At 69.8% G+C, this 23,226-nt stretch carries 18 protein-coding genes and 3 rRNA genes; 4 read left to right on the top strand and 17 right to left on the bottom strand.

Annotated elements, in window-relative coordinates:
- Positions 1-259: 259 nt before the first annotated feature.
- Positions 260-538 (bottom strand): glutaredoxin family protein, encoded by a 279-nt coding sequence (locus ACN20G_RS14180; protein WP_424213137.1) that lies wholly within the window; start codon positions 536-538, stop codon positions 260-262.
- Positions 539-636: 98 nt separating this feature from the next.
- Here ACN20G_RS14180 and ACN20G_RS14175 point away from each other — a divergent pair, with 98 nt between their 5' ends.
- The 3 genes from ACN20G_RS14175 to ACN20G_RS14165 all read left to right on the top strand — a co-directional run bounded on the left by ACN20G_RS14175 (position 637) and on the right by ACN20G_RS14165 (position 4,447).
- On the top strand, positions 637-1,695 hold the full coding sequence (locus ACN20G_RS14175) for an HAD family hydrolase (RefSeq protein ID WP_424213136.1): 1,059 nt from the start codon (positions 637-639) through the stop codon (positions 1,693-1,695).
- Positions 1,696-2,038: 343 nt separating this feature from the next.
- Entirely contained in the window at positions 2,039-2,848 is an 810-nt protein-coding gene (locus ACN20G_RS14170) for an ECF subfamily RNA polymerase sigma factor, BldN family (RefSeq protein ID WP_424213135.1), read from the top strand.
- Between the two features lie 375 nt (positions 2,849-3,223).
- Positions 3,224-4,447 (top strand): DUF5667 domain-containing protein, encoded by a 1,224-nt coding sequence (locus tag ACN20G_RS14165; RefSeq protein WP_424213134.1) that lies wholly within the window; start codon positions 3,224-3,226, stop codon positions 4,445-4,447.
- Between the two features lie 58 nt (positions 4,448-4,505).
- Here the strand turns inward: ACN20G_RS14165 and ACN20G_RS14160 are convergent, their stop codons facing one another.
- From ACN20G_RS14160 to ACN20G_RS14085, 16 genes are all read right to left on the bottom strand, one after another.
- Positions 4,506-5,552, bottom strand: coding sequence for a lysophospholipid acyltransferase family protein (locus ACN20G_RS14160; RefSeq protein WP_424215502.1), 1,047 nt, complete (start codon positions 5,550-5,552; stop codon positions 4,506-4,508).
- Positions 5,553-5,566: 14 nt separating this feature from the next.
- Entirely contained in the window at positions 5,567-6,625 is a 1,059-nt protein-coding gene (locus ACN20G_RS14155) for an NAD-dependent epimerase/dehydratase family protein (RefSeq protein WP_424213133.1), read from the bottom strand.
- 123 nt (positions 6,626-6,748) lie between these two features.
- The gene (locus ACN20G_RS14150; protein WP_003948845.1) at positions 6,749-6,847 is read right to left on the bottom strand and encodes a 30S ribosomal protein bS22; all 99 of its coding nucleotides are present in this window, start codon (positions 6,845-6,847) and stop codon (positions 6,749-6,751) included.
- A 143-nt stretch (positions 6,848-6,990) separates the two neighbouring features.
- The gene (locus ACN20G_RS14145; protein WP_351882483.1) at positions 6,991-7,200 is read right to left on the bottom strand and encodes a helix-turn-helix domain-containing protein; all 210 of its coding nucleotides are present in this window, start codon (positions 7,198-7,200) and stop codon (positions 6,991-6,993) included.
- Between the two features lie 140 nt (positions 7,201-7,340).
- A complete protein-coding gene (locus ACN20G_RS14140; protein ID WP_424213132.1) occupies positions 7,341-8,156 on the bottom strand; it encodes a phosphatase in 816 nt (271 codons plus the stop codon).
- Between the two features lie 144 nt (positions 8,157-8,300).
- The gene (locus ACN20G_RS14135; RefSeq protein ID WP_424215501.1) at positions 8,301-9,452 is read right to left on the bottom strand and encodes an acetoin utilization protein AcuC; all 1,152 of its coding nucleotides are present in this window, start codon (positions 9,450-9,452) and stop codon (positions 8,301-8,303) included.
- Positions 9,424-10,662: an MFS transporter gene (locus ACN20G_RS14130; protein WP_424213131.1), complete on the bottom strand. Its 1,239-nt coding sequence runs from the start codon at positions 10,660-10,662 to the stop codon at positions 9,424-9,426. The genes ACN20G_RS14135 and ACN20G_RS14130 overlap by 29 nt, the downstream gene beginning before the upstream one ends.
- Before the next feature lie 43 nt (positions 10,663-10,705).
- Positions 10,706-11,401, bottom strand: a complete 696-nt coding sequence (locus ACN20G_RS14125) for an HAD family hydrolase (protein ID WP_424213130.1) — start codon at positions 11,399-11,401, stop codon at positions 10,706-10,708.
- Between the two features lie 62 nt (positions 11,402-11,463).
- A 5S ribosomal RNA gene (gene rrf, locus ACN20G_RS14120) occupies positions 11,464-11,580 on the bottom strand.
- 76 nt (positions 11,581-11,656) lie between these two features.
- A 23S ribosomal RNA gene (locus ACN20G_RS14115) occupies positions 11,657-14,776 on the bottom strand.
- Positions 14,777-15,062: 286 nt separating this feature from the next.
- Positions 15,063-16,583, bottom strand: a 16S ribosomal RNA gene (locus ACN20G_RS14110).
- Together the 16S, 23S and 5S rRNA genes form the textbook arrangement of a ribosomal RNA operon.
- 730 nt (positions 16,584-17,313) lie before the next feature.
- Complete coding sequence (gene proC / locus ACN20G_RS14105) at positions 17,314-18,123, bottom strand: pyrroline-5-carboxylate reductase (RefSeq protein ID WP_424213129.1); 810 nt, start codon at positions 18,121-18,123, stop codon at positions 17,314-17,316.
- A gap of 71 nt (positions 18,124-18,194) precedes the next feature.
- Complete coding sequence (locus ACN20G_RS14100; RefSeq protein WP_424213128.1) at positions 18,195-18,932, bottom strand: ABC transporter permease; 738 nt, start codon at positions 18,930-18,932, stop codon at positions 18,195-18,197.
- The gene (locus tag ACN20G_RS14095) at positions 18,929-19,726 is read right to left on the bottom strand and encodes an ABC transporter ATP-binding protein (protein WP_424213127.1); all 798 of its coding nucleotides are present in this window, start codon (positions 19,724-19,726) and stop codon (positions 18,929-18,931) included. Before ACN20G_RS14095 ends, ACN20G_RS14100 begins: the two co-directional genes overlap by 4 nt.
- A gap of 94 nt (positions 19,727-19,820) precedes the next feature.
- Complete coding sequence (locus ACN20G_RS14090) at positions 19,821-20,372, bottom strand: hypothetical protein (protein WP_424213126.1); 552 nt, start codon at positions 20,370-20,372, stop codon at positions 19,821-19,823.
- Positions 20,373-20,506: 134 nt separating this feature from the next.
- Entirely contained in the window at positions 20,507-20,830 is a 324-nt protein-coding gene (locus tag ACN20G_RS14085) for a peptidase (RefSeq protein WP_424213125.1), read from the bottom strand.
- A 109-nt stretch (positions 20,831-20,939) separates the two neighbouring features.
- Here ACN20G_RS14085 and ACN20G_RS14080 point away from each other — a divergent pair, with 109 nt between their 5' ends.
- On the top strand, positions 20,940-23,111 hold the full coding sequence (locus ACN20G_RS14080; protein WP_424213124.1) for a protein kinase domain-containing protein: 2,172 nt from the start codon (positions 20,940-20,942) through the stop codon (positions 23,109-23,111).
- Positions 23,112-23,226: the final 115 nt, after the last annotated feature.

The raw sequence follows: 23,226 nt of genomic DNA, 5'->3' as shown, positions 1-23,226 counted from the left end.
ATGAGCGGGGCTGCAGGCGGCCTCTTGTCCCAGGGCCGCCCCGTCGAATGCAGGCTATGTCTTTGTGAACGCGTGCACAAAGATTGTGTCCGCTTTGTCCGAGCAAAGTGACCGGGGTCACGCAACCCGGTCGCGAAACGACGCAACCTCGAGGCCCACGAACACGGTCACACAACGAAGGGGGCAAAACCGTACACACTCCTCATCGACTCGCCCCCGAGACCCCACAAAACGCCCACGATGGTAACCGCCGGACCTGTCAGGCCCCCAACGCCCGCCGCAGCCGCTCCGGATCGACCCGCCAGAACGTGTGCTGCTCCCCGTCTACCAGCACCACGGGGATCTGCTCCCAGTGCCGGCGGTACAGCTCCTCGTCCTGGGAGATGTCCTTCTTCTCCCACCGGCTCCCGGTCTCCGCGCAGACCTTCTCGATCACCTCCTGGGCCACGTCACACAGGTGACAGCCCGGCTTCCCGATCAACGTGACGACCCGTTCGGCGGGATTCTTCTTTTCCTTGCGACGCAGCAGCGGACTCATGGGCCCATTCTCCCGCTTCGTCCGACCGCCCCCCGAAGTTCACGCCCCCGCGTCCCCGCGGTTCGGGAACTCCCGAACACAGTGGCTATGCTCGCGTCATGGCCGCTCTCGGATGGCTCACCCCCCGTAGGCGCTCCGCCACCGCGCGGAGCGTGCTCGCCGGCGAGGCCGCGGCGCAGGCCGCGCGCCGTGCCCTGGGCCGCACCGACCAGGACCCGGCCGACCCCCTCGCCGACGATCCGGCCGACGCCGACCTGGCCCCCCTCGACGACTACACCGACCTCACCCTCCTGGACGAGGACCTCGACGGGGACCTCGACGGGGACGCCGCCGAGGACGAGGACGGGGACGACGAGCCCGCCGAGCCCGCCTTCCCGGTGGCCGGCGACCCCCGCGCCGCCGCCTTCTTCGACCTCGACAACACCGTCATGCAGGGCGCCGCGATCTTCCACCTCGGCCGCGGCCTGTACAAGCGCGAGTTCTTCCGCCGCCGCGAGCTGGCCCGCTTCGCCTGGCAGCAGGCGTGGTTCCGGCTCGCCGGGGTCGAGGACCCCGAGCACATGCAGGACGCCCGCGACAGCGCCCTGTCCATCGTCAAGGGCCACAAGGTCTCCGAGCTGATGAGCATCGGCGAGGAGATCTACGACGAGTACATGGCCGAACGCATCTGGCCCGGCACCCGCGCCCTGGCCCAGGCCCACCTCGACGCCGGCCAGAAGGTCTGGCTCGTGACCGCCGCCCCCGTCGAGACGGCGACCATCATCGCCGGCCGGCTCGGGCTGACCGGCGCGCTGGGCACCGTCGCCGAGTCCGTGGACGGGGTGTACACCGGCCGTCTGGTCGGCGAACCCCTGCACGGCCCGGCCAAGGCCGAGGCGGTCCGCGCCCTGGCCGCCGCCGAGGGCCTGGACCTCGACCGCTGCGCCGCGTACAGCGACTCGCACAACGACATCCCGATGCTCTCGCTCGTCGGACATCCGTATGCGATCAATCCCGACACGAAACTGCGCAAGCACGCGCGCGCCCACGACTGGCGGCTGCGCGACTACCGGACCGGCCGCAAGGCCGTGACCGTCGGCGTGCCGGCCGCCGCCGGCGTGGGCGCCCTCGCGGGCGGGGCCGCCGCGGCCATCGCCCTGCACCGCCGCCGCAAGTAGCCCCGACCGGCCCCGAACCCCCGCGGCCCCGCCGTCGGGGGCACATTCCCGCAGCCCTACCCCCGTCACGGGCGGCTCACTCCGGCCTGCCCGAATCAACCAGTTCCCGCCGTGGAATCTGACATTCCGCGTGCAAAAACGATCAGGACACGGTCACTCAGCGCACCGGAAACCGACCTCAACCGAGCACGAAAGCGTCGGAATCGGTGATTTGAGCAACTCGGTGTAGCGCTGCCTGTACGAAGCGTTATTCTCCTCAAACGCGTGCCCCCGTTCGTTCGTCGCCACGACGAGTGAACGGTCCCGCACCGCACGTGATGGAAGCTCTGCCTCTGGGAGTCCCGTGTACCCACCTGTCGGGGTTGACGCCTCGGGCCTGGCTACGCTGCGCGCAACGGTCCTCGACCACGTCCGCGGCCTCGTCCCCACCGCGTTCGCCGTCCCCGCCTTCGCCACCGCGGTCCCGGCCGGTCTCGGCCCGGCCGGGCCCTGCTACGCCCTCACCGACGGCGGTGCGGCGGTCGGCAGACGCGGTCGCGCCGCCGCGACCGGCTCGTCCGCCGGCACGGGGACCCAGGCCGCCCGCCGACCGACCGCGGACAGCGACAGCGCCCGCATGATGGACCTCGTCGAACGCGCCCAGGCCGGCGAGGCCGAGGCGTTCGGCCGGCTCTACGACCAGTACAGCGACACGGTCTACCGCTACATCTACTACCGCGTCGGCGGAAAGGCCACGGCCGAGGACCTCACCAGCGAGACCTTCCTGCGCGCCCTGCGCCGGATCTCGACCTTCACCTGGCAGGGCCGCGACTTCGGCGCCTGGCTGGTCACCATCGCCCGCAACCTCGTCGCCGACCACTTCAAGTCCAGCCGCTTCCGGCTGGAGGTCACCACCGGCGAGATGCTCGACGCCAACGAGGTCGAACGCAGCCCCGAGGACTCCGTCCTGGAGGCCCTCTCCAACGCCGCCCTGCTGGAGGCGGTCCGCAAGCTCAACCCCCAGCAACAGGAGTGCGTGACCCTCCGCTTCCTCCAAGGGCTCTCGGTCGCCGAGACCGCCCGCGTCATGGGGAAGAACGAGGGCGCCATCAAGACCCTCCAGTACCGCGCGGTCCGCACCCTCGCCCGGCTCCTGCCGGACGACGCCCGCTAGTCGGTTCCGACCGGTCCCACCGCGGACCGGCCCCGGACCGCCCCGCCCCGCACCCCCGGGCCGGCCCGGTCCCGCGGCACCACCCACGCCGCACGCGCCACCCACCGCGCACCGCACCCGCCGACGCCACCGGCACCACCCCCACGCCCCACCCATGCCCTCCTCCCCGACACTGGTGACCCCTTCGATGCCGCTGTGGTCCGATCATCCTTCGTCCGTAACCCAACTGCCGCGCCGCTCGTTGTGCGGAATGCAGGCTCCCTGTGGACACGCCTCGCCCCAAGCCGCTCACCCGAACGTGTGGATGTGCTCAAGGACGGCAACCTTCCGGACACCTTGGGGAGTCGACCGTGATGACGAGAGGAGGTGCCGCCAGTGATCGCCAACGTTTCTCCCCACCGGCGGGCGAACGCCTTCGCCCAGGCCCTGGAGGATCGGACCCCGTCCGAACCGCCCACAACCGACCCGGCGGCCGAGCAGTCCGAGGCACCTGCCGAACCTGCAGACCACGACCGGTTGCTGACCTTGGCGAGTGCGCTCGGCGACATGCCGCGCCCACAGATGGACGCCGACGTCAAAGTGGTGCAACGAGCCCAGCTCGTCGCCGCCATGGAGGCGATGGTGCTGGAGGAGAGGGCCACGGGCACAGCCCCGGACCCTCAGGTGCCCGAGCAGCGCGGGCGCGGCGCCCACCGGGCGACCCCGCTCCGGAAATTGCGACCGCGCTCCCGCTGGGCCAAGGGCCTCACGGCCGGCGGCCTCACGGTCGGTGTGGCCGCGGGAGCCTTCAGCGGGGTGGCCGCTGCCAGCACCGACGCCCTGCCGGGTGACTCCCTCTACCCCGTGAAACGGGGCATGGAGGACCTCCGGCTCGGCATGGCCGACGACGACTCCGATCGGGGCGAACTCTTCCTCGACCAGGCGTCCAGCCGGCTCTCCGAGGCCCGCCGCCTCATGGAACGGGGCCGCTCCGGCGCCCTCGACCACGAATCCCTGGGCGAGATCCGCCGCGCCCTGGCCGGCATGAAGCACGACGCGGCCGAAGGCCACCGCCTGCTCCAGGCCGCCTACGAACGGGACGGCTCGCTCGGCCCCATGCAGACCCTGTCCTCCTTCGCGCGCTCCCACCGGGACGCCTGGGGGGCCCTGCGCGAGAAGCTCCCCGTCCAGCTCGCCGACGTGGGCAACGAGGTGGCCGGGGTCTTCGCGGCCATAGACCAGGACGTGGCCCCGCTCCAGGGGCTCCTGCCCAAGCCCCCGGAGCAGTCCCGGGGCGGCACCGGCACCCCGGCCGCCCCCGCCACCCCCACCCACCCCGACGCGCGTCCCGGCACCGCCCAGGACCGCCCCGGCACCCCCGGCACCGGCCAGGCACCGGCGGACACCCCGAGCCCGTCCGGTCCCTCCCACGCCGCCCCCGGCACCGGCGGCGGCCTCCTCGACGGCGCCGAGGACCTGCTCAACCCGCCCGCCCCGGGCAGCACCCCGGCCGACCCCGGCGGCGGCACCCCGCCCCCGGCCAAGCCGGACATCACCATCCCGCCCCTGCTCCCGAACATCCTGCCCGGCCTCGGCCTCGGCGTGGACGACGCGAACTGAGCGGACCCGCACGCCGAAGGGCCCCCGACCCCACCGGGTCGGGGGCCCTTCGGCGTGCCTAGAAGAACACCGAGCGCCGCTGCACCAGCAGCTTGTACAGGGTGTGCTGGATCTGCTCGCGCACCTGGTCGGTCAGGTTGAACATCAGCATCGGGTCCTCCGCCGCCTCCGCCGGGTACCCGTCCGTCTCGATCGGCTCCCCGAACTGGATCGTCCACTTCGTCGGCAGCGGCACCGCCCCCAGCGGCCCCAGCCACGGGAACGTCGGCGTCACCGGCAGGTACGGCAGCCCGAACAGCCGGGCCAGCGTCCGCGCGTTGCCGATCATCGGGTAGATCTCCTCCGCCCCCACGATCGAACACGGCACGATCGGCGTGCCCGCCCGCAGGGCCGTGGAGACGAACCCGCCCCGCCCGAACCGCTGGAGCTTGTACCGCTCGCTGAACGGCTTCCCTATCCCCTTGAACCCCTCCGGCATCACGCCCACCAGCTCGCCGTTCTCCAGCAGCCGCTGCGCGTCCTCCGCGCAGGCCAGGGTGTGCCCCGCCTTGCGGGCCACCTCCCCCACCACCGGCAGCGTGAACACCAGGTCCGCGGCCAGCAGCCGCAGGTTGCGCCCGGCCGGGTGCCGGTCGTGCACGGCGACCTGGAGCATCAGCCCGTCCCAGGGCAGGGTCCCCGAGTGGTTGGCGACGATCAGCGCCCCGCCCTCGGCCGGGATGTTCTCGATCCCCTTGACCTCCACCCGGAACCAGGTGTCGAAGACCGGCCGCAACACGCTCATCAGGACCTGGTCGGTGAGTTCCTTGTCGTAGCCGAACTCGTCGACCTCGTAGTCCCCGGTCAACCGGCGCCGCAGGAAGGCCAGCCCGCCCGCGAGCCGCCGCTCCCACCCGCCGTCCGCCCCCGCCGTCCCCGGCCCCGCCGCCTGCGGGGCCGCGGCCGCCGACACCGGCGGCGCCGACTCCTCGGCCACCGGCTCCGGGCCCTCCGGCAGCGCGGCCGGCGCCGCCGAACCACCGCCGTCGGGCACCGGCCGGCCGCGCCGGGCCGCCGCCCGCCGCGAGCGGTCCTCGTCGAACGGAATGACCTTGGCGTCCGCCACCGCGTCTGTCTCCCTCACGCCTCGGGGCTGTGCGCACGCTCGGCGAGCTGCGCGTCCACGTACTCCGCCACCCGGTCCACGGCCCGGCCCACCCGGTCCGGCGGCAACAATCCCCGGCCCCGACTGGCCACGAAGTCCTCGAAGGTCCCCGCCGTCGTGTACCGGGGCACGAATCCGAGCACCTCCCGCATCCGGACCGTCTCCACCACCCGCCCGTGGGTCAGCAGGCGGATCTGCTCGGGCGAGAAGTCCGTCAGCCCCGCCACCCGCAGCGCCGAACCCACCCAGGTCACCGCCGGCAGCACCAACGGCACCGTCGGCCGACCCAGCCGGCGGGCGCACTGCGACAGCAGCAGCACCCCGTCCCCGGCCACGTTGAACGTGCCGCTGTTGAGCCCGCCGCGCTCGGAGGAGACCAGCGCCAGCAGCTCCAGCACGTCGTCCTCGTGCACGAACTGCAACCGCGGGTCGTAGCCCAGCACCCGCGGCAGCACCGGCATCGAGAAGTACTCGGCGAGCTGGGAGTCCGCGAACGGCCCCAGGATGTTCGCCAACCGCAGCACGCACACGGCCACGTCCGGCCGGCGCCGCGCGAACCCGCGCACGTACCCCTCGACCTCGGCGGCGTCCTTCGCGAACCCGCCCGGCGGCAGCCCGCGCGGCTGCGAGGACTCGGTGAACACCGCCGGGTCCTTCGCGGTCCCGCCGTACACCCCGGTACTGGACTTCACGACCAGCCGGCGCACCGTCGGGGTCTTCTGGCAGGCGCCCAGCAGCTGCATGGTGCCGATGACGTTGGTCTCCTTGACGGCCCCGCGCGAGCCGCTGCCGCCGGCGATCCCGCCCGTCACGGCCAGGTGCACCACCGTGTCCACGGAGTGCTCCGCGAGCACCCGCGCGATCGAGGACCGCCGGATGTCGGTGCGCACGAACTCGGCGTCACCCAGTCGGTACGCCGGCGTCACGGCGTCCACCGCGACCACCCGCTCGACCTCGGGGTCCCGCTGCACCCGCCGCACGAAGCGGGCGCCCAGCTCCCGGGCCGCCCCGGTCACCAGCACGACCTTGCCCACGCCCTCGCACCCTCTCGCTCGATCGGCTCACCACACTGCCGTGTCCCGGCAACGGGCCCGGGTGCACGTCAGCCCCCCCACCAGGATGGTGGAGGGGCTGCCATGGTTCACGTACAGCGCCGTTTACTTCTTGTTACGACGCTGAACGCGGGTGCGCTTGAGCAGCTTGCGGTGCTTCTTCTTCGCCATCCGCTTGCGCCGCTTCTTGATAACAGAGCCCACGACTACCCTCGCTCACTACTCGGAACATCCCCGCGTCGGCGGGAACATCGGTGCGGGGCGTCTGGGCCCACACGACCTACGTCGGCCTAGCCTACCGGTCGCAGGCCCGTGGTTGTAATCCGAGGGTCACCGAGGGGTCTGACTCACGCGGACTCCACCCCCACGAACGACTCTCGCAGGTACTCGTGAACCGCGTTTTCCGGGACCCGGAAGGACCGGCCCACCCGGATCGCGGGCAGATGACCGTTGTGCACCAGCCGGTACACGGTCATCTTCGACACTCGCATCACCGAGGCGACCTCCGCCACGGTCAGAAACTGCACCTCGCTGAGAGGCCGATCGCCTGCTGCCATGACACACCTTGACCTTCCGCGCATGACGGACACCGGCTTCCCCTCCGGTTACAGCCCGTCGCCGCACGCTCACTCCCCAGAGTAGGGGCGGAAGATACGAGTGGGGAAGGGGAGCTGCGACCCGCGCGCCGGACACCGGCTCACTCGGGCAGTCCGGCCCGCCCGCGGACATAGCCGGCGAGCGGCAGATACGCCCCCGGCTCCGCCCCGTCCTCAACCGGAACGACCGCCGCGACCCGCCCCTCGGCCACGCCGACGAACACCGCCGGATCGTCCACGTCGGCCAGCCCGACGGCCTCAAAACCCAGCTGACCTGCCCCGCAGACCCATCCGTGGTCCCCGACCACGAGTTCCGGCAGCGGCCCGCCGGCCTCCGCGGCCGCCCCCAGGACGAGTCGAACCGGCAGCGGGGAGTGGGAGTGTACGCCGGTGAGACTCGCGCGCGGTCGCGCGCCGCCTTCCTGCACCAACGCGACACCTCCTACGTAGTCCAGACGATGCGTGCGTACGCCGAACCGGGTCGTCATGTCGACATCCCGACCCCGTGCCGGGGTGAGAACCACTCCCCCCGCCGCCGAGACCGACCTTGCCAATACGGCGTAGAAATCCAGCAGTCGATCGGGGTGCCCCGTCCCGAACAGCACCGTTCCCCCCGTGTCGGCCACCTTCCGCAGTCGGCCCGCGAGCGCGTCCAGGCCCGCGATCGTGCGGTCCGGATCGATCGTCGCGCCCCCGACCGCCACCGCCGGATCCGCCGACCCCCCGCAGCGGCGCGCCATCAACGCGACCACCTCCGCCAACGGCCAGTCCCGGTCCGGGTCCAGGCCCAGCAACACCCGGGGGTCCCGGGCCGCGAAATGCCGGTAGCGCCGCAGGCTCACCTCACGGGAGGTCCGCACCGATCCGGCCAGCCCGGCCGCCAGCAGATGCGCGCGCAACGCGTCGGCACTCAACACGCCCTCGATGCTGCCGCATCGGGAGAGCCCGCGGTCGAGAACCGGTCGGCTCGCGCACGGTTGGCCCAAAGAAACCCCTCGAAGGCACGGTTCCCCGCACGCCGGGTTGTCGCCGACCGACCCACCGGCCCGCCCCCACCCCGCTCAGGGCAACAGGCCAAGCGAGGGGAAGACCGCCCGCCGCGTCGCCAACACCGCCTGGTCCAGGCGGCTTTCGGGATCGTAGCCGGCCTCCCAGTCCCGCCAGGACACCTCGACCCCGTCCGTCATCCGGTACGGCGCCGCCTGCCGGGTCAGCGCGTACGCCTCCTCCCGCCAGGACCCCGGCAGCATGGTCTCGGCCGGCACCGGCCGGTGCGCCGCGATCCCCACCAGGTGCGCCCAGGACCGGGGCACCACGTCCACGACCGCGTACCCGCCGCCGCCCAGCGCCAGCCACCTCGCCCCCTCCACGTGCGCGTGGGCGAGCCCGTGCACGGCCTCCTGCACCGCCCGCTGCCCGTCCAGGGACACCGCGAGGTGGGCGAGCGGGTCCTCCACGTGCGTGTCCGCCCCGTGCTGGCTGACCAGCACCTGGGGGCGGAACTCGGCGAGCAGCTCGGGCACCACCGCGTGGAAGGCCCGCAACCAGCCCGCGTCCCCGGTCCCGGCCGGCAGCGCCAGGTTCACGGCCGAACCCTCGGCCCCCGGCCCCCCGGTCTCCTCCGGCCAGCCGGTCTGCGGGAACAGCGTCCGGGGGTGCTCGTGCACGGAGATCGTCAGCACCCGCGGGTCGTCCCAGAACGCGGCCTGCACCCCGTCCCCGTGGTGCACGTCCACGTCCACGTACGCGACCCGCTCGGCCCCCAGCTCCAGCAGCCGGGCCACGGCCAGGGCCGCGTCGTTGTACACGCAGAATCCGGCGGCCCCGCCCGGCATCGCGTGGTGCAGCCCGCCCGCGAAGTTCACGGCGTGCGCGTGCCGTCCCGCCCACAGGGCCTCGGCCGCCGTCACCGACTGCCCGGCGATCAGCGCGGCCGCCTCGTGCACCCCCGCGAACGCCGGATCGTCCACCGTGCCCAGCCCCCAGGTCCCGTCGGCCGAGCCCGGGTCCGCGGAGACCGCCCGCACCGCCTCGACGTACTCGGGGCGGTGCACGAGCGCCAGCGTGGAGTCACCCGCCGGCGCCGCCGCCCGCAGCTCCACCTCCCGGTCCAGCCCCAGGGCCCGCACCAACCGCATGGTCAGCTCCAGCCGCACCGGGGCCATCGGGTGCCCCGGCCCGAAGTCATACCCGGTGACCGCCCGGTCCCACATCACCAACGCTCGCCCGCCGCTCATGCGGGCCACCGTACCGACCGCCCTCCGCGCCGAACGAGCGGGTGTACCCGAGTGTGACGAGAACGAGGAGCATCGGCACCACCATGGCCCCCCGGTAGTTCCACGCGTCGCCGATCGCCCCGACCAGCGGCGAGCCCACCAGGAAGCCCACGTAGTTGAACACGTTGAGCCGGGCGATGGCCGTGTCGGCCCGCCCGGGGAACAGCCGCCCGGCGGCGGCGAAGGTCTGCGGCACGATCACGCACAGCCCGAACCCGAGCAGCGTGAACCCGAGCATCCCCACCCAGGCCCCCGGCGCGAGCGCCACCACCCCGAACCCCAGCGCGGCCAGCACCGTCCCGACCCGCACCACGGCCGGCGCCCCGAACCGGCGCACCCCCAGGTCCCCGGCGGCCCGCCCGAGCAGGGTGGTCACCATGTACACGTTGTACGGCACCGTCGCGAGCGCCTCGGAGCTCCCCAGGACGGTGTGCAGGTAGGTGGCGCTCCAGTTGGAGACGGTGGAGTCCCCGATGTACGCGCACGCCATGACCAGGCACAGCGGCCACAGGGCCCGGAACGCGCCCTTGCCCGCCGCCGCGCCCTCCGCCTCGGCGGGCACCCGCCCGTCGCGCACGGGGTCCGTGTACCACCGGCTGCCGATCAACGCCGCGGGCAGCAGCAGGGCCACGGCCGGCAGGTAGGAGACGAACAGGGACAGCTCCCAGTGTGCGCCGGCCCAGGCCGCGGACGCTCCGATGATCCCGCCGAGGCTGTACGCCGCGTGGAACCCGAGCATGATGCTGCGGCCGTGCGCGCGCTGGAGGGAGACCCCGAGCATGTTCATGGACGCGTCCAGGGCCCCGACGGCCAGCCCGAACAGGCCGAGCGCGAGCGCCACGTGCAGCATGGTCCGGCCGGCGCCCACGCCGAGCAGGGCGAGCAGCACGAGCGGCTGGGCCCACCGCAGCACGAGCCGGGGCGGCACCCGTTTGACGAGGTGCTCCGTCCCGATGCTGGCGACCCCCGCGAGCACGGGCACGGCCGCGAGGAACGCGGGCAGCAGCCCGTTGGATATCCCGTACTGGCTCTGGATCGCGGGGATCCGCGTCACGAGCAGGGCGAAGGTGACGCCCTGCACGAGGAAACTGAACGCGAGCCCGGCCCGCCCCCGGCGCAGTTCCGCGCCCACCACCGCTGCTGTCATGGCGGCACAGCCTAGGGCCGGGCCCTACCGGTGGGTAGAGCGATCACCGAGGAAGTTCGGCGGGCTCCAGGAGTTCGAGGGAGAGGGCGACGAGGAGGGAGGGCAGGGCGGCCATGTCGGAGAAGTGGGCGTCGGCGTCGGCGAGGACCTCGGCGGGGGTCATGGCGGTGTACCCGAGCACCCGCATCCCGGCCGCCCTGGCCGCGGCCACGCCGAGCCGGCTGTCCTCGACGACGAGGCAGCGTTCGGGGGCGACGCCCATGCGGGCGGCGGCGTGCAGGAACAGGTCGGGGGCGGGCTTGCCCTTGCCGACGTCCTCGGCGCTGAAGATCGTGGCGTCGGTGAAGCAGTCGGTGAGTCCGGCGCTGCGGTGCCCGATCCGGATCCGCCGGTGGCCGCCGGAGGAGGCGAGGCAGTAGGGGATCTCGCCGTCGCGGAGCGCGGTGAGGGCGTCGACGGCGCCGGGCACCGGCTTCAGCTCGCGCTCGAAGGCCGCGAAGACCCGCCGGTGCAGCTCGGCGTCGAACCCCTCGGGCAGCCGCTGCCCGGTGCGCTCCCACACCAGGTCGTGCACGCGGTGCACGGCGGCGCCCATGTAGTCCCGCAGGGAGTCCTCGTAGCTGGTCGGGTGCCCCAGCTCGGTGAGGTACCCGGCGAGGATGGTGTTGGAGACGGGCTCGCTGTCCACCAGCACGCCGTCGTTGTCGAAGATGACGAGGTCGATATCGCTGCTGCTCACGAAACCACCTTAAACGCGGAAAAGCCCCGCACCATAAGGTGCGGGGCTCCCCCACAATAATTGTTCGGCGGCGTCCTACTCTCCCACAGGGTCCCCCCTGCAGTACCATCGGCGCTGAAAGGCTTAGCTTCCGGGTTCGGAATGTAACCGGGCGTTTCCCTAACGCTATGACCACCGAAACACTATGAAATTCTGAACTCAACCGGCAAACGGGAGTTCGTTATTTCAGAACTAACACAGTGGACGCGAGCAACTGAGGACAAGCCCTCGGCCTATTAGTACCAGTCAGCTTCACCCGTTACCGGGCTTCCACATCTGGCCTATCAACCCAGTCGTCTACTGGGAGCCTTACCCTCTCAAGGAGGTGGGAATACTCATCTCGAAGCAGGCTTCCCGCTTAGATGCTTTCAGCGGTTATCCCTCCCGAACGTAGCCAACCAGCCATGCCCTTGGCAGGACAACTGGCACACCAGAGGTTCGTCCGTCCCGGTCCTCTCGTACTAGGGACAGCCCTTCTCAATATTCCTACGCGCACAGCGGATAGGGACCGAACTGTCTCACGACGTTCTAAACCCAGCTCGCGTACCGCTTTAATGGGCGAACAGCCCAACCCTTGGGACCGACTCCAGCCCCAGGATGCGACGAGCCGACATCGAGGTGCCAAACCATCCCGTCGATATGGACTCTTGGGGAAGATCAGCCTGTTATCCCCGGGGTACCTTTTATCCGTTGAGCGACGGCGCTTCCACAAGCCACCGCCGGATCACTAGTCCCGACTTTCGTCCCTGCTCGACCCGTCGGTCTCACAGTCAAGCTCCCTTGTGCACTTACACTCAACACCTGATTGCCAACCAGGCTGAGGGAACCTTTGGGCGCCTCCGTTACTCTTTGGGAGGCAACCGCCCCAGTTAAACTACCCATCAGACACTGTCCCTGATCCGGATCACGGACCGAGGTTAGACATCCAGCACGACCAGAGTGGTATTTCAACGACGACTCCACAACCACTGGCGTGGCCGCTTCACAGTCTCCCACCTATCCTACACAAGCCGAACCGAACACCAATATCAAACTGTAGTAAAGGTCCCGGGGTCTTTCCGTCCTGCTGCGCGAAACGAGCATCTTTACTCGTAGTGCAATTTCACCGGGCCTATGGTTGAGACAGTCGAGAAGTCGTTACGCCATTCGTGCAGGTCGGAACTTACCCGACAAGGAATTTCGCTACCTTAGGATGGTTATAGTTACCACCGCCGTTTACTGGCGCTTAAGTTCTCAGCTTCGCAACCCCGAAAGGTCACTAACCGGTCCCCTTAACGTTCCAGCACCGGGCAGGCGTCAGTCCGTATACATCGCCTTACGGCTTCGCACGGACCTGTGTTTTTAGTAAACAGTCGCTTCTCGCTGGTCTCTGCGGCCACCCCCAGCTCAGAGTGCAAGACTCATCACCAGACGTGGCCCCCTTCTCCCGAAGTTACGGGGGCATTTTGCCGAGTTCCTTAACCATAGTTCACCCGAACGCCTCGGTATTCTCTACCTGACCACCTGAGTCGGTTTAGGGTACGGGCCGCCATGAAACTCGCTAGAGGCTTTTCTCGACAGCATAGGATCATCCACTTCACCACAATCGGCTCGGCATCAGGTCTCAGACTATGTGCACGACGGATTTGCCTACCGTGCGTCCTACACCCTTACCCCGGGACTACCACCGCCCGGGCTGGACTACCTTCCTGCGTCACCCCATCGCTTACCTACTACCACCTTGGATCAACGGCTCCACCACTCCCCTTTGCCCGAAGGCTCCAGGACGGCTTCACGGTCTTAGCATCAGAGGATTCGATATTGGGCGTTTCAAAGCGGGTACCGGAATATCAACCGGTTGTCCATCGACTACGCCTGTCGGCCTCGCCTTAGGTCCCGACTTACCCTGGGCAGATCAGCTTGACCCAGGAACCCTTAGTCAATCGGCGCAAGAGTTTCTCACTCTTGTATCGCTACTCATGCCTGCATTCTCACTCGTGAACCGTCCACAACTACCTTCCGGTGCTGCTTCACCCGGCACACGACGCTCCCCTACCCATCACAACACCCGTTGGGGCTTAACGCTGCAATGACACGACTTCGGCGGTACGCTTGAGCCCCGCTACATTGTCGGCGCGGAATCACTTGACCAGTGAGCTATTACGCACTCTTTCAAGGGTGGCTGCTTCTAAGCCAACCTCCTGGTTGTCTCTGCGACTCCACATCCTTTCCCACTTAGCGTACGCTTAGGGGCCTTAGTCGATGCTCTGGGCTGTTTCCCTCTCGACCATGGAGCTTATCCCCCACAGTCTCACTGCCGTGCTCTCACTTACCGGCATTCGGAGTTTGGCTAAGGTCAGTAACCCGGTAGGGCCCATCGCCTATCCAGTGCTCTACCTCCGGCAAGAAACACACGACGCTGCACCTAAATGCATTTCGGGGAGAACCAGCTATCACGGAGTTTGATTGGCCTTTCACCCCTAACCACAGGTCATCCCCCAGGTTTTCAACCCTGGTGGGTTCGGTCCTCCACGAAGTCTTACCTCCGCTTCAACCTGCCCATGGCTAGATCACTCCGCTTCGGGTCTAGAGCGTGCAACTCAAACGCCCTGTTCGGACTCGCTTTCGCTACGGCTTCCCCACACGGGTTAACCTCGCTACACACCGCTAACTCGCAGGCTCATTCTTCAAAAGGCACGCAGTCACGAGAACAAGGCAAGCCTCGTTCCGACGCTCCCACGGCTTGTAGGCACACGGTTTCAGGTACTATTTCACTCCGCTCCGCGGTACTTTTCACCATTCCCTCACGGTACTATCCGCTATCGGTCACCAGGGAATATTTAGGCTTAGCGGGTGGTCCCGCCAGATTCACACGGGATTTCTCGGGGCCCGTGCTACTTGGGAGATGAGCAAGCAAGCCGTACAGATTTCAGCTACGGGGGTCTTACCCTCTACGCCGGACCTTTCGCATGTCCTTCGCCTATCCATACGGTTTCTGACTCGCCTCACGACCGGCAGATCGTGAAAGCTCATTCCCACAACCCCCATGACGCAACCCCTGCCGGGTCTCACACATCACAGGTTTGGCCTCATCCGGTTTCGCTCGCCACTACTCCCGGAATCACGGTTGTTTTCTCTTCCTGAGGGTACTGAGATGTTTCACTTCCCCTCGTTCCCTCCACACTGCCTATGTGTTCAGCAGCGGGTGACAGCCCATGACGACTGCCGGGTTTCCCCATTCGGACACCCCCGGATCAAAGCTCGGTTGACAGCTCCCCGGGGCCTATCGCGGCCTCCCACGTCCTTCATCGGTTCCTGGTGCCAAGGCATCCACCGTGCGCCCTTAAAAACTTGGCCACAGATGCTCGCGTCCACTGTGTAGTTCTCAAACAACGACCAGCCACCCACCACCCCGAACCAAACGGTTCGAGTTCACTGGGGCCGGAATCCGAAGGCAGACCAACAAGTGGCCGTACCCTCAGGACCCAACAACGTGCCAAGCACGATCTTTCCGAATCACATCACGTTCCACGCCGAAGCAGTACTGATGAGGGATCCATCCGGACCGTGCCAACTAATCAACGTTCCACCCATGAGCTGACCGTGCAGAACATTCGCCTGCAATCGGTACTGTGCTCCTTAGAAAGGAGGTGATCCAGCCGCACCTTCCGGTACGGCTACCTTGTTACGACTTCGTCCCAATCGCCAGTCCCACCTTCGACAGCTCCCTCCACAAGGGTTGGGCCACCGGCTTCGGGTGTTACCGACTTTCGTGACGTGACGGGCGGTGTGTACAAGGCCCGGGAACGTATTCACCGCAGCAATGCTGATCTGCGATTACTAGCGACTCCGACTTCATGGGGTCGAGTTGCAGACCCCAATCCGAACTGAGACCGGCTTTTTGAGATTCGCTCCACCTCACGGTATCGCAGCTCATTGTACCGGCCATTGTAGCACGTGTGCAGCCCAAGACATAAGGGGCATGATGACTTGACGTCGTCCCCACCTTCCTCCGAGTTGACCCCGGCGGTCTCCTGTGAGTCCCCATCACCCCGAAGGGCATGCTGGCAACACAGGACAAGGGTTGCGCTCGTTGCGGGACTTAACCCAACATCTCACGACACGAGCTGACGACAGCCATGCACCACCTGTATACCGACCACAAGGGGGCGACCATCTCTGGCCGTTTCCGGTATATGTCAAGCCTTGGTAAGGTTCTTCGCGTTGCGTCGAATTAAGCCACATGCTCCGCCGCTTGTGCGGGCCCCCGTCAATTCCTTTGAGTTTTAGCCTTGCGGCCGTACTCCCCAGGCGGGGAACTTAATGCGTTAGCTGCGGCACGGACGACGTGGAATGTCGCCCACACCTAGTTCCCAACGTTTACGGCGTGGACTACCAGGGTATCTAATCCTGTTCGCTCCCCACGCTTTCGCTCCTCAGCGTCAGTATCGGCCCAGAGATCCGCCTTCGCCACCGGTGTTCCTCCTGATATCTGCGCATTTCACCGCTACACCAGGAATTCCGATCTCCCCTACCGAACTCTAGCCTGCCCGTATCGAATGCAGACCCGGGGTTAAGCCCCGGGCTTTCACATCCGACGTAACAAGCCGCCTACGAGCTCTTTACGCCCAATAATTCCGGACAACGCTTGCGCCCTACGTATTACCGCGGCTGCTGGCACGTAGTTAGCCGGCGCTTCTTCTGCAGGTACCGTCACTCTCGCTTCTTCCCTGCTGAAAGAGGTTTACAACCCGAAGGCCGTCATCCCTCACGCGGCGTCGCTGCATCAGGCTTTCGCCCATTGTGCAATATTCCCCACTGCTGCCTCCCGTAGGAGTCTGGGCCGTGTCTCAGTCCCAGTGTGGCCGGTCGCCCTCTCAGGCCGGCTACCCGTCGTCGCCTTGGTAGGCCATCACCCCACCAACAAGCTGATAGGCCGCGGGCTCATCCTTCGCCGGAGCTTTCCACCCGAGAAGATGCCTTCCCGAGTCGTATCCGGTATTAGACCCCGTTTCCAGGGCTTGTCCCAGAGTGAAGGGCAGATTGCCCACGTGTTACTCACCCGTTCGCCACTAATCCACCCCGAAGGGCTTCATCGTTCGACTTGCATGTGTTAAGCACGCCGCCAGCGTTCGTCCTGAGCCAGGATCAAACTCTCCGTGAATGTTTACCGGTAATCCGGTGCCCACTCGCGTTGAGCGGAACAGACATAAGCCGGAATGTGGCCGTCTGTTCACAGCGTCCTCGCTGTGTGGTTGCCTCACACGATCCGAAGAGGATCGTCCGAGGACTTTTCAAAGGAACCTCGTCTCCGAAGAGACGGGGTATCAACATATCTGGCGTTGATTTTTGGCACGCTGTTGAGTTCTCAAGGTGCGGACGCTTCCTTCGTTCCCGTTTCCGGGCCCTCCGGGCGCTTCCTTCGTTCTTGCTCTTGTTTTTCGTTCTTGCGTTTCCGACTCTATCACACCGTTTCCGGCCCGATTTCCTCGGCGCTTTCCAGTTCCTCGCTTTCGCGATTTCCTTTCCGGCGGCTCCGACTCTATCAGACCGTTTCCGGCCTGACTCCCAGTCAGCGGGGCTTGTCTTTCCGGCTGTTGGGCCGTTCCGACGAGTGAGACCCTAGCGGATTCCCGACCCCCGAACCTAATCGGCGGCCGCGCTCTCGCGAGTGCGGAACCCTCATTCGCAAGCACGCATGAAAACGGAACGGCGCCAAGGCCGTGCGTTCGAATGTGTGGTGCGGAATGGCTGTCCGGGGACCGACCGGGGTCGGCGCTCACGTCGGACAACTCGGAGAACATTACGGAGTTCGCACGCCTGTGTCAACCCCCCTCCACCCGGCCCTCACGGGGGCGCCGTGCGGGGCGCCCCTTCGTGGGTGCGGGGCTCGGTCAGCCGTTGCCGTTGGCCAGTTCGCGGCTGCGGTCGCGGGCGGCGGCGAGGGCCGAGATGAGGGCGGCGCGCACCCCGTGCCGTTCCAGTTCCACCACCGCGTTGATGGTGGTGCCGGCCGGGGAGGTGACGGCCTCGCGGAGCTTCACCGGGTGCTCGCCGCTGTCCCGGAGCATCACGGCCGCGCCGATCGCCGACTGCACGATCAGGTCGTGCGCCTGGGCGCGGGGCAGGCCGAGCAGGATCCCGGCGTCGATCATCGCCTCGACCAGGTAGTAGAAGTACGCCGGGCCCGAGCCGGAGAGGGCGGTCGCGGCGTCCTGCTGGGACTCGGGGACGCGGAGGGTCTTGCCGACCCCGCCGAAGATCTCCTCGGCGGTGGCCAGGTGCTCGGCGGTGGCGTGACTGCCGGCGGAGATGACGGACATGGCCTCGTCCACGAGGGCCGGGGTGTTCGTCATGACGCGGACCACCGGGGTGCCCGGGGCCAGGCGCTCCTCGAAGAAGGAGGTGGGGATGCCGGCCGCGCCGCTGATGACGAGACGGTCGGCGGGCACGTGCGGGGCCAGCTCGTCCAGCAGCTTGCCCATGTCCTGGGGCTTCACCGTGAGGATGAGGATGTCGGCGCGCTTGGCGGCCTCGTCGTTGGGGACGGCCTCCACCCCGTAGCGCTCGTGCAGCTCGGCGGCGCGCTCCGGGCGGCGGGCGGTGACGAGGAGCTTGGCGGCCGGCCAACCGCCGCGGATCATCCCGCTCAGCAGGGCCTCGCCGATCTTTCCGGTGCCGAGGACTGCGACTGTCTGGGTCATGGCTTCCACCTCGCCGAACATGTGCGGCGCGCCGGTGCGCGCGGTCGCGGGGCCTCATCCTCCCATCGGGGTCACGGCGTGCGACGGCGCAGGGTCGCGGCCCCGAGGGCCAGGACGAGGGCGGCGCTGCCCGCGACGACCACCACGTCCCGGACGAAGGTGCCGGTGATCTCCGTGTGCGTGAGCACCTGGGTCATGCCGTCGACGGCGTAGCTCATGGGCAGCACGTTCGAGAGGGCCTCCAGCACCGGCTGCATCGTGCCGCGGGGCGCGAAGAGCCCGCACAGCAACAGCTGGGGGAAGATCACCGCCGGCATGAACTGGACCGCCTGGAACTCGGAGGCGGCGAAGGCCGAGACGAACAGGCCGAGGGCCGTGCCGAGCAGGGCGTCGAGAAGGGCGACCAGGAGCAGCAACCAGGGCGGGCCGATGACGTCGAGGCCCAGCAGCCACAGGGCGGTGCCGGTGGCGAGGAGCGACTGGACCACGGCGACGGCGCCGAAGGCCAGGGCGTAGCCGGCGATCAGGTCCGCTTTGCCCAGCGGCATCGCGAGGAGGCGTTCGAGGGTGCCGGAGGTGCGTTCGCGCAGGGTCGCGATCGAGGTCACCAGGAACATGGTGATGAGGGGGAAGACGCCGAGGAGGGAGGCGCCGACGGTGTCGAAGGTGCGGGGGCTGCCGTCGAAGACGTAGCGCAGGAGGACCAGCATCAGCACCGGGACCAGCAGCATCAGGGCGATGGAGCGGGGGTCGTGGCGGAGCTGGCGCAGCACGCGGGCGGCGGTGGCGGCGGTGCGGGCGGCGTTCATGACCGGGTCTCCCGTGGGGTGGTGCCGGTGGGGGCGTCGGCGGCCTCGTCGATGAGGCGGAGGAAGGCGTCCTCGATGGTGGGGGCGGCGGTGCGGGCGCGCAGGGCGGCCGGGGTGTCGCGGGCGAGGATGCGGCCCTCGCGCATGAGGAGGAGGTCGTGGCAGCGCTCGGCCTCGTCCATGACGTGGGAGGAGACGAGGATCGTGGTGCCCCGGGTCTCGGCGAGGGAGTGGAAGAGGGTCCACAGGTCGCGGCGCAGGACGGGGTCGAGGCCGACGGTGGGTTCGTCGAGGACGAGGAGTTCGGGGGCGCCGAGGAGGGCCACGGCCAGGGAGACGCGGCTGCGCTGGCCGCCGGAGAGGTTCCCGGCGAGGGCCTCGGCGTGGTCGGTGAGGGCCACGTCGGTCAGGGCCCGGTCGACCTCGGCGCGGCGGGCGGGGGCGGCGGCGCGGCCGGGGCGCAGGACGGCGGCGAAGTAGTCGAGGTTCTGGCGGACGGTGAGGTCGGTGTAGACGGAGGGGGCCTGGGTGACGTAGCCGACGCGGGAGCGGAGTGCGGGGTGGCCGGCGGGGCGGCCGAGGACGTCGAGGGTGCCGGTGACATGGGCCTGGGTGCCGACCACGGAGCGCAGGAGGGTGGACTTGCCGCAGCCGGAGGGGCCGAGGAGGCCGGTGACGCGGCCGGTGGGGACGGTGAAGTCGAGGGTGTGGAGGACGGTGCGGGGGCCACGGCGGACGGTGAGGGCGTGGGCGTGGATCGCGGCGACGGCACCCTTCTCAGGGTTATTCATCATGTGATGAATAATGCTCCCGTCGCGGGTGCCCCGTCAACGACCGCGGGGCCGTCCGGTGGGACGGCCCCGCTGGGTGCGTGGTGGTGCGTGTGGGTCAGCGCTTGCGCTTGGGGCGGCGGGCGGCCGGGTTGCCGGTCCGGCTGCTGCGCCGGCGGTCGAACTCGGCGACGGCGCTCTCCCACTGGGTGCGGGCCAGCTTCTCGCCCGGGGCCTCCATGAGGGTGCGCAGGAAGTAGGCGATGAGGGAGCCGATGAAGCCGACGATCTTCAGGCCCTTGAGGGCGGTCTCGTCGGAGGAGGGCCGGACCGGGCGGGTGAAGGACTCCCAGGTCTTGCCGAAGGCGATCGAGCTCGCGATGGCGAAGAGGATCACGACGGAGATGCTGAGGAAGGGGCCGACCTGGCCGATCTCCAGCCCCTGGTAGGAGAGGCGCAGGAGCAGGGCGGCGGCGAAGGCCGTGACGAGGGAGCCGAGGGCGAGGCCGACGCGGCGCAGGGCGTATCCACCGCTGTGGTCGACCCAGGTGGTTCCGTAGAACCGGAGGGGGGCCGGGGTGGGGCGCTCGGGGGCCGGGCGCGGGGTGCCGGTGGCGGCAGCCGGGGCCGGCTCGGTCGGGGCCTGGTCGTTCTGCTGCTCTTCGCTCACATCCGCGATTATCCCCCGGCGGGTGGGCGGCGGGCCGGGGCGGGGCGGGGCGACGCGCCCGTGTCACCCCGGTCCGCACGTTCTGCGGCCGAACGGTGTTTCCCGTGAAACATCGACGGCCGGGGTGGCGCGGGTCAGGCGCAGCGGGCGGTGACGTAGCCGTCGCGGCCGGTCTTGACGTAGGTGTCGGAGACGTACTGGCCGTTGCCGACGCAGTCCCAGATGTTGCTGGTGCCGTACGGGCCGGTCACGGTGGTGCCGGGGGCCTGGCAGCGGATGCCGACGGTGGAGCCGGCGGGCAGGACGTCGACGATGCCGTAGTTGGTGCCCGGACCGCTGCGGACGTTGAGCGAGGTGCCGGGTGCGATCGGGAAGGTCGGGTACGGGGACCCGGAGGCCGCGACGAGGTTCTGCGGCGCGTTCTGTTCGGTGTTCTGTTCGGCGTTCTGCGCGGTCATCGGAAAGCTCCCCCTTGAGCGTCGCGCTCTGCGACTCGCGCAGGGTAGCAGGGGCCTCGGAGCCGGCCGGATCTGTCCACTAGGCTCCCCGACGGGGGGTGATCGGGGGATGCGTTCCACGCGGGCCGGGCGGACCACACCGGAGTACGCGGGCCAGTACCGGTTGGCTGAGGTGCTGGGGACCGGCGGCATGGGCACCGTGCGCCTGGCCGTGTCCGCGTCCGGGCTGCGGCTCGCGGTGAAGGTGGTGCACGCCCAGCACGCCGTGGACCCCGAGTTCCGGGCCCGGTTCCGGCAGGAGATCGCGGCGGCCCGGCGGGTCAGCGGCGCGTTCACCGCCCCCGTGGTCGACGCCGACCCCGATGCCGACCGCCCGTGGATGGCCACCCTCTACATCGAGGGCCCCACCCTCTCGGCGCGGGTCCGCGAGCGGGTGCTCGACGCGCGGGAGCTGGCGCGGCTCGGGGCCGGGCTGGCCGAGGGGCTGCGGGACATCCACCGGGCCCGGGTCGTGCACCGCGACCTGAAGCCGGGCAACGTGATGATGGCCGCCGACGGGCCGAAGGTGATCGACTTCGGGATCTCGCGGCCCTGGGACAGCGATCTGCGGACCGAGACCGGCAAGTTGATCGGGACCCCGCCGTTCATGGCCCCCGAGCAGTTCCAGCGGCCCCGCGAGGTGGGGCCGGCCGCCGACGTGTTCGCGCTGGGCGCGGTGCTGGTCTACGCGGCGACCGGGCGCGGGCCCTTCGACTCGGAGAGCCCGTACATCGTGGCCTACCAAGTGGTGCACGACGAGCCCGAGTTGTCCGGGGTGCCGGAGGACGTGGCGGGGATCCTGGAGCTGTGCCTGGCCAAGGAGCCGGCCGACCGGCCCACCCCCGACGAGCTGATCGCCGCGTTCCGGGGGCTGGGGTACCCGACCGACGAGGAGACCCGGGCCTTCGGGGCCCGGGCCGCGACCCCGGCCCCGCCGCTTCCGCCGCCGGCCGACGAGGTGGACACGCACCGGCGGCCGGCGCTGTCCCCGGCCGAGCCTCCGGTTCCCCGGCCGCGGGGCCGGCGGGGGCGGCTGGTCGCGGGCGCGGTCGGGGTGGTGCTCGCGGTGGGCGCGGTGGCCGGGGCCCTGGTGTGGACCGGCGGGTCGGCGGAGGGCGGTTCGGGGCGGGGCGTGGGGGTGACCGCCGGGCCCTCGGCGTCGGCGGTGGTGCCGTGGGCGGTGGTGCCCGGGGCGGGGACGACGGGGCGGGGCGGGGCGTCGGGGCCGGTGTCGACGCCGGCGTGCGGGTGGTTCGAGGGCGGGTTGTTCTGCGCCGGGGCGGGCGGGGCGGTGTCGCGGCTGGAGCCGGTGGACGGGCGGGTGCGGTGGACGGCGCCGGCGGGTCCGGAGCGGTCGGGGGCGCAGGGGGCGGCGGGGGCTCCGGCTCCGCTGTTCGCCGGCGGGTCGGTGCTGGCGGTGCCGGGCGGCGGCGGGGAGTTGCGGGCGCTCGCGCCGGCGGACGGGGCCGAGCGGTGGCGGCGGCCGGTGCCGGTGGGCGGTGGGGTCGCGGCGGTGGGCGCGGTCGTGTTGGTGTCGGGGGCGGACGGGCGGACCGAGGCGGTGGACGCGGGCAGCGGGCGGAGCCTGTGGACGCGGCGGGTCGGGGGGCCGGGGACGGTGTGGTTGCCGGGGCCGACGGCGGGCACCGCGTGGACCGGGACGCCGGCGGCGGGCGGGGGCGGGCTCGCGCTCGCCGTGGTGGACCTCGCGGACGGTCGGGTGTCGCGGTCCTCGACGGTCTCGGGACGGGTGCGGCCGATCGGGGTCGCGGGCGGGGCCCTGGTGTTGACCCGACGGGACGGCGCGGGCGCGGTGGACGCGGTGCTGCGGGTGCCGGGGGCGGCCGGTGGGTCGGGGGTCCGGAGCGTGCTGCTCGGCGTGCCGGTGGCGCAGGGCGAGGCGACGGTGGGGGCGGACGGGATCGCGTACCTGGTCGGGGCCGGGGGGACGGTGGCGGCGGTCGGGCCCGAACGTGAGCTGTGGCGGCTGGAGACCGGGGCCGCGGGAGGTTCGCGGCCGGTGTGGGACGCGGGCCGGGTCTTCCTCGGGGCCGCCGACGGGCGCCTGTTGGCGGTGGCCGACGGCCGGCTGGTCGGGCAGACCGATCCGCGGCTCGGGCGGGCCGGGGACCGGTACGCGGGGACGGTGCCGGCGCCGGTGACGGGTGGCGGGCGGGTGTTCGGCGGGGCGCCGGACGGTTCGGTGTTCGCCGTGGACGGGGCCGATCCGGCCGGGTGGTGAGCCGGGCCGGGCCCGGGGTCGAACGCGGCGCACCCCGCCGGCGGTGGGCCGGCGGGGTGCGGGTGGTGCGGGGTGCGGCCCGTTTCACGTGAAACAGCGGGCCGCGCGGGGGCGC

Source organism: Streptomyces dryopteridis, assembly GCF_049606955.1.
Classification (GTDB): Bacteria; Actinomycetota; Actinomycetes; order Streptomycetales; family Streptomycetaceae; genus Streptomyces.
Note: the sequence above shows the minus strand (reverse complement) of the source record. Positions and strands in the feature narration are given on the sequence as shown.

Excerpts from the sequence above, each read along its gene's own strand:
- ACN20G_RS14180 (WP_424213137.1), bottom strand. The coding sequence starts at position 538 with ATGAGTCCGCTGCTGCGTCGCAAGGAAAAGAAGAATCCCGCCGAACGG.
- ACN20G_RS14175 (WP_424213136.1), top strand. The coding sequence starts at position 637 with ATGGCCGCTCTCGGATGGCTCACCCCCCGTAGGCGCTCCGCCACCGCG.
- ACN20G_RS14145 (WP_351882483.1), bottom strand. The coding sequence starts at position 7,200 with ATGGCAGCAGGCGATCGGCCTCTCAGCGAGGTGCAGTTTCTGACCGTG.
- ACN20G_RS14135 (WP_424215501.1), bottom strand. The coding sequence starts at position 9,452 with ATGTGGGACCGGGCGGTCACCGGGTATGACTTCGGGCCGGGGCACCCG.
- ACN20G_RS14130 (WP_424213131.1), bottom strand. The coding sequence starts at position 10,662 with ATGACAGCAGCGGTGGTGGGCGCGGAACTGCGCCGGGGGCGGGCCGGG.
- proC (WP_424213129.1), bottom strand. The coding sequence starts at position 18,123 with ATGACCCAGACAGTCGCAGTCCTCGGCACCGGAAAGATCGGCGAGGCC.
- ACN20G_RS14100 (WP_424213128.1), bottom strand. The coding sequence starts at position 18,932 with ATGAACGCCGCCCGCACCGCCGCCACCGCCGCCCGCGTGCTGCGCCAG.
- ACN20G_RS14095 (WP_424213127.1), bottom strand. The coding sequence starts at position 19,726 with ATGATGAATAACCCTGAGAAGGGTGCCGTCGCCGCGATCCACGCCCAC.
- ACN20G_RS14085 (WP_424213125.1), bottom strand. The coding sequence starts at position 20,830 with ATGACCGCGCAGAACGCCGAACAGAACACCGAACAGAACGCGCCGCAG.
- ACN20G_RS14080 (WP_424213124.1), top strand. The coding sequence starts at position 20,940 with ATGCGTTCCACGCGGGCCGGGCGGACCACACCGGAGTACGCGGGCCAG.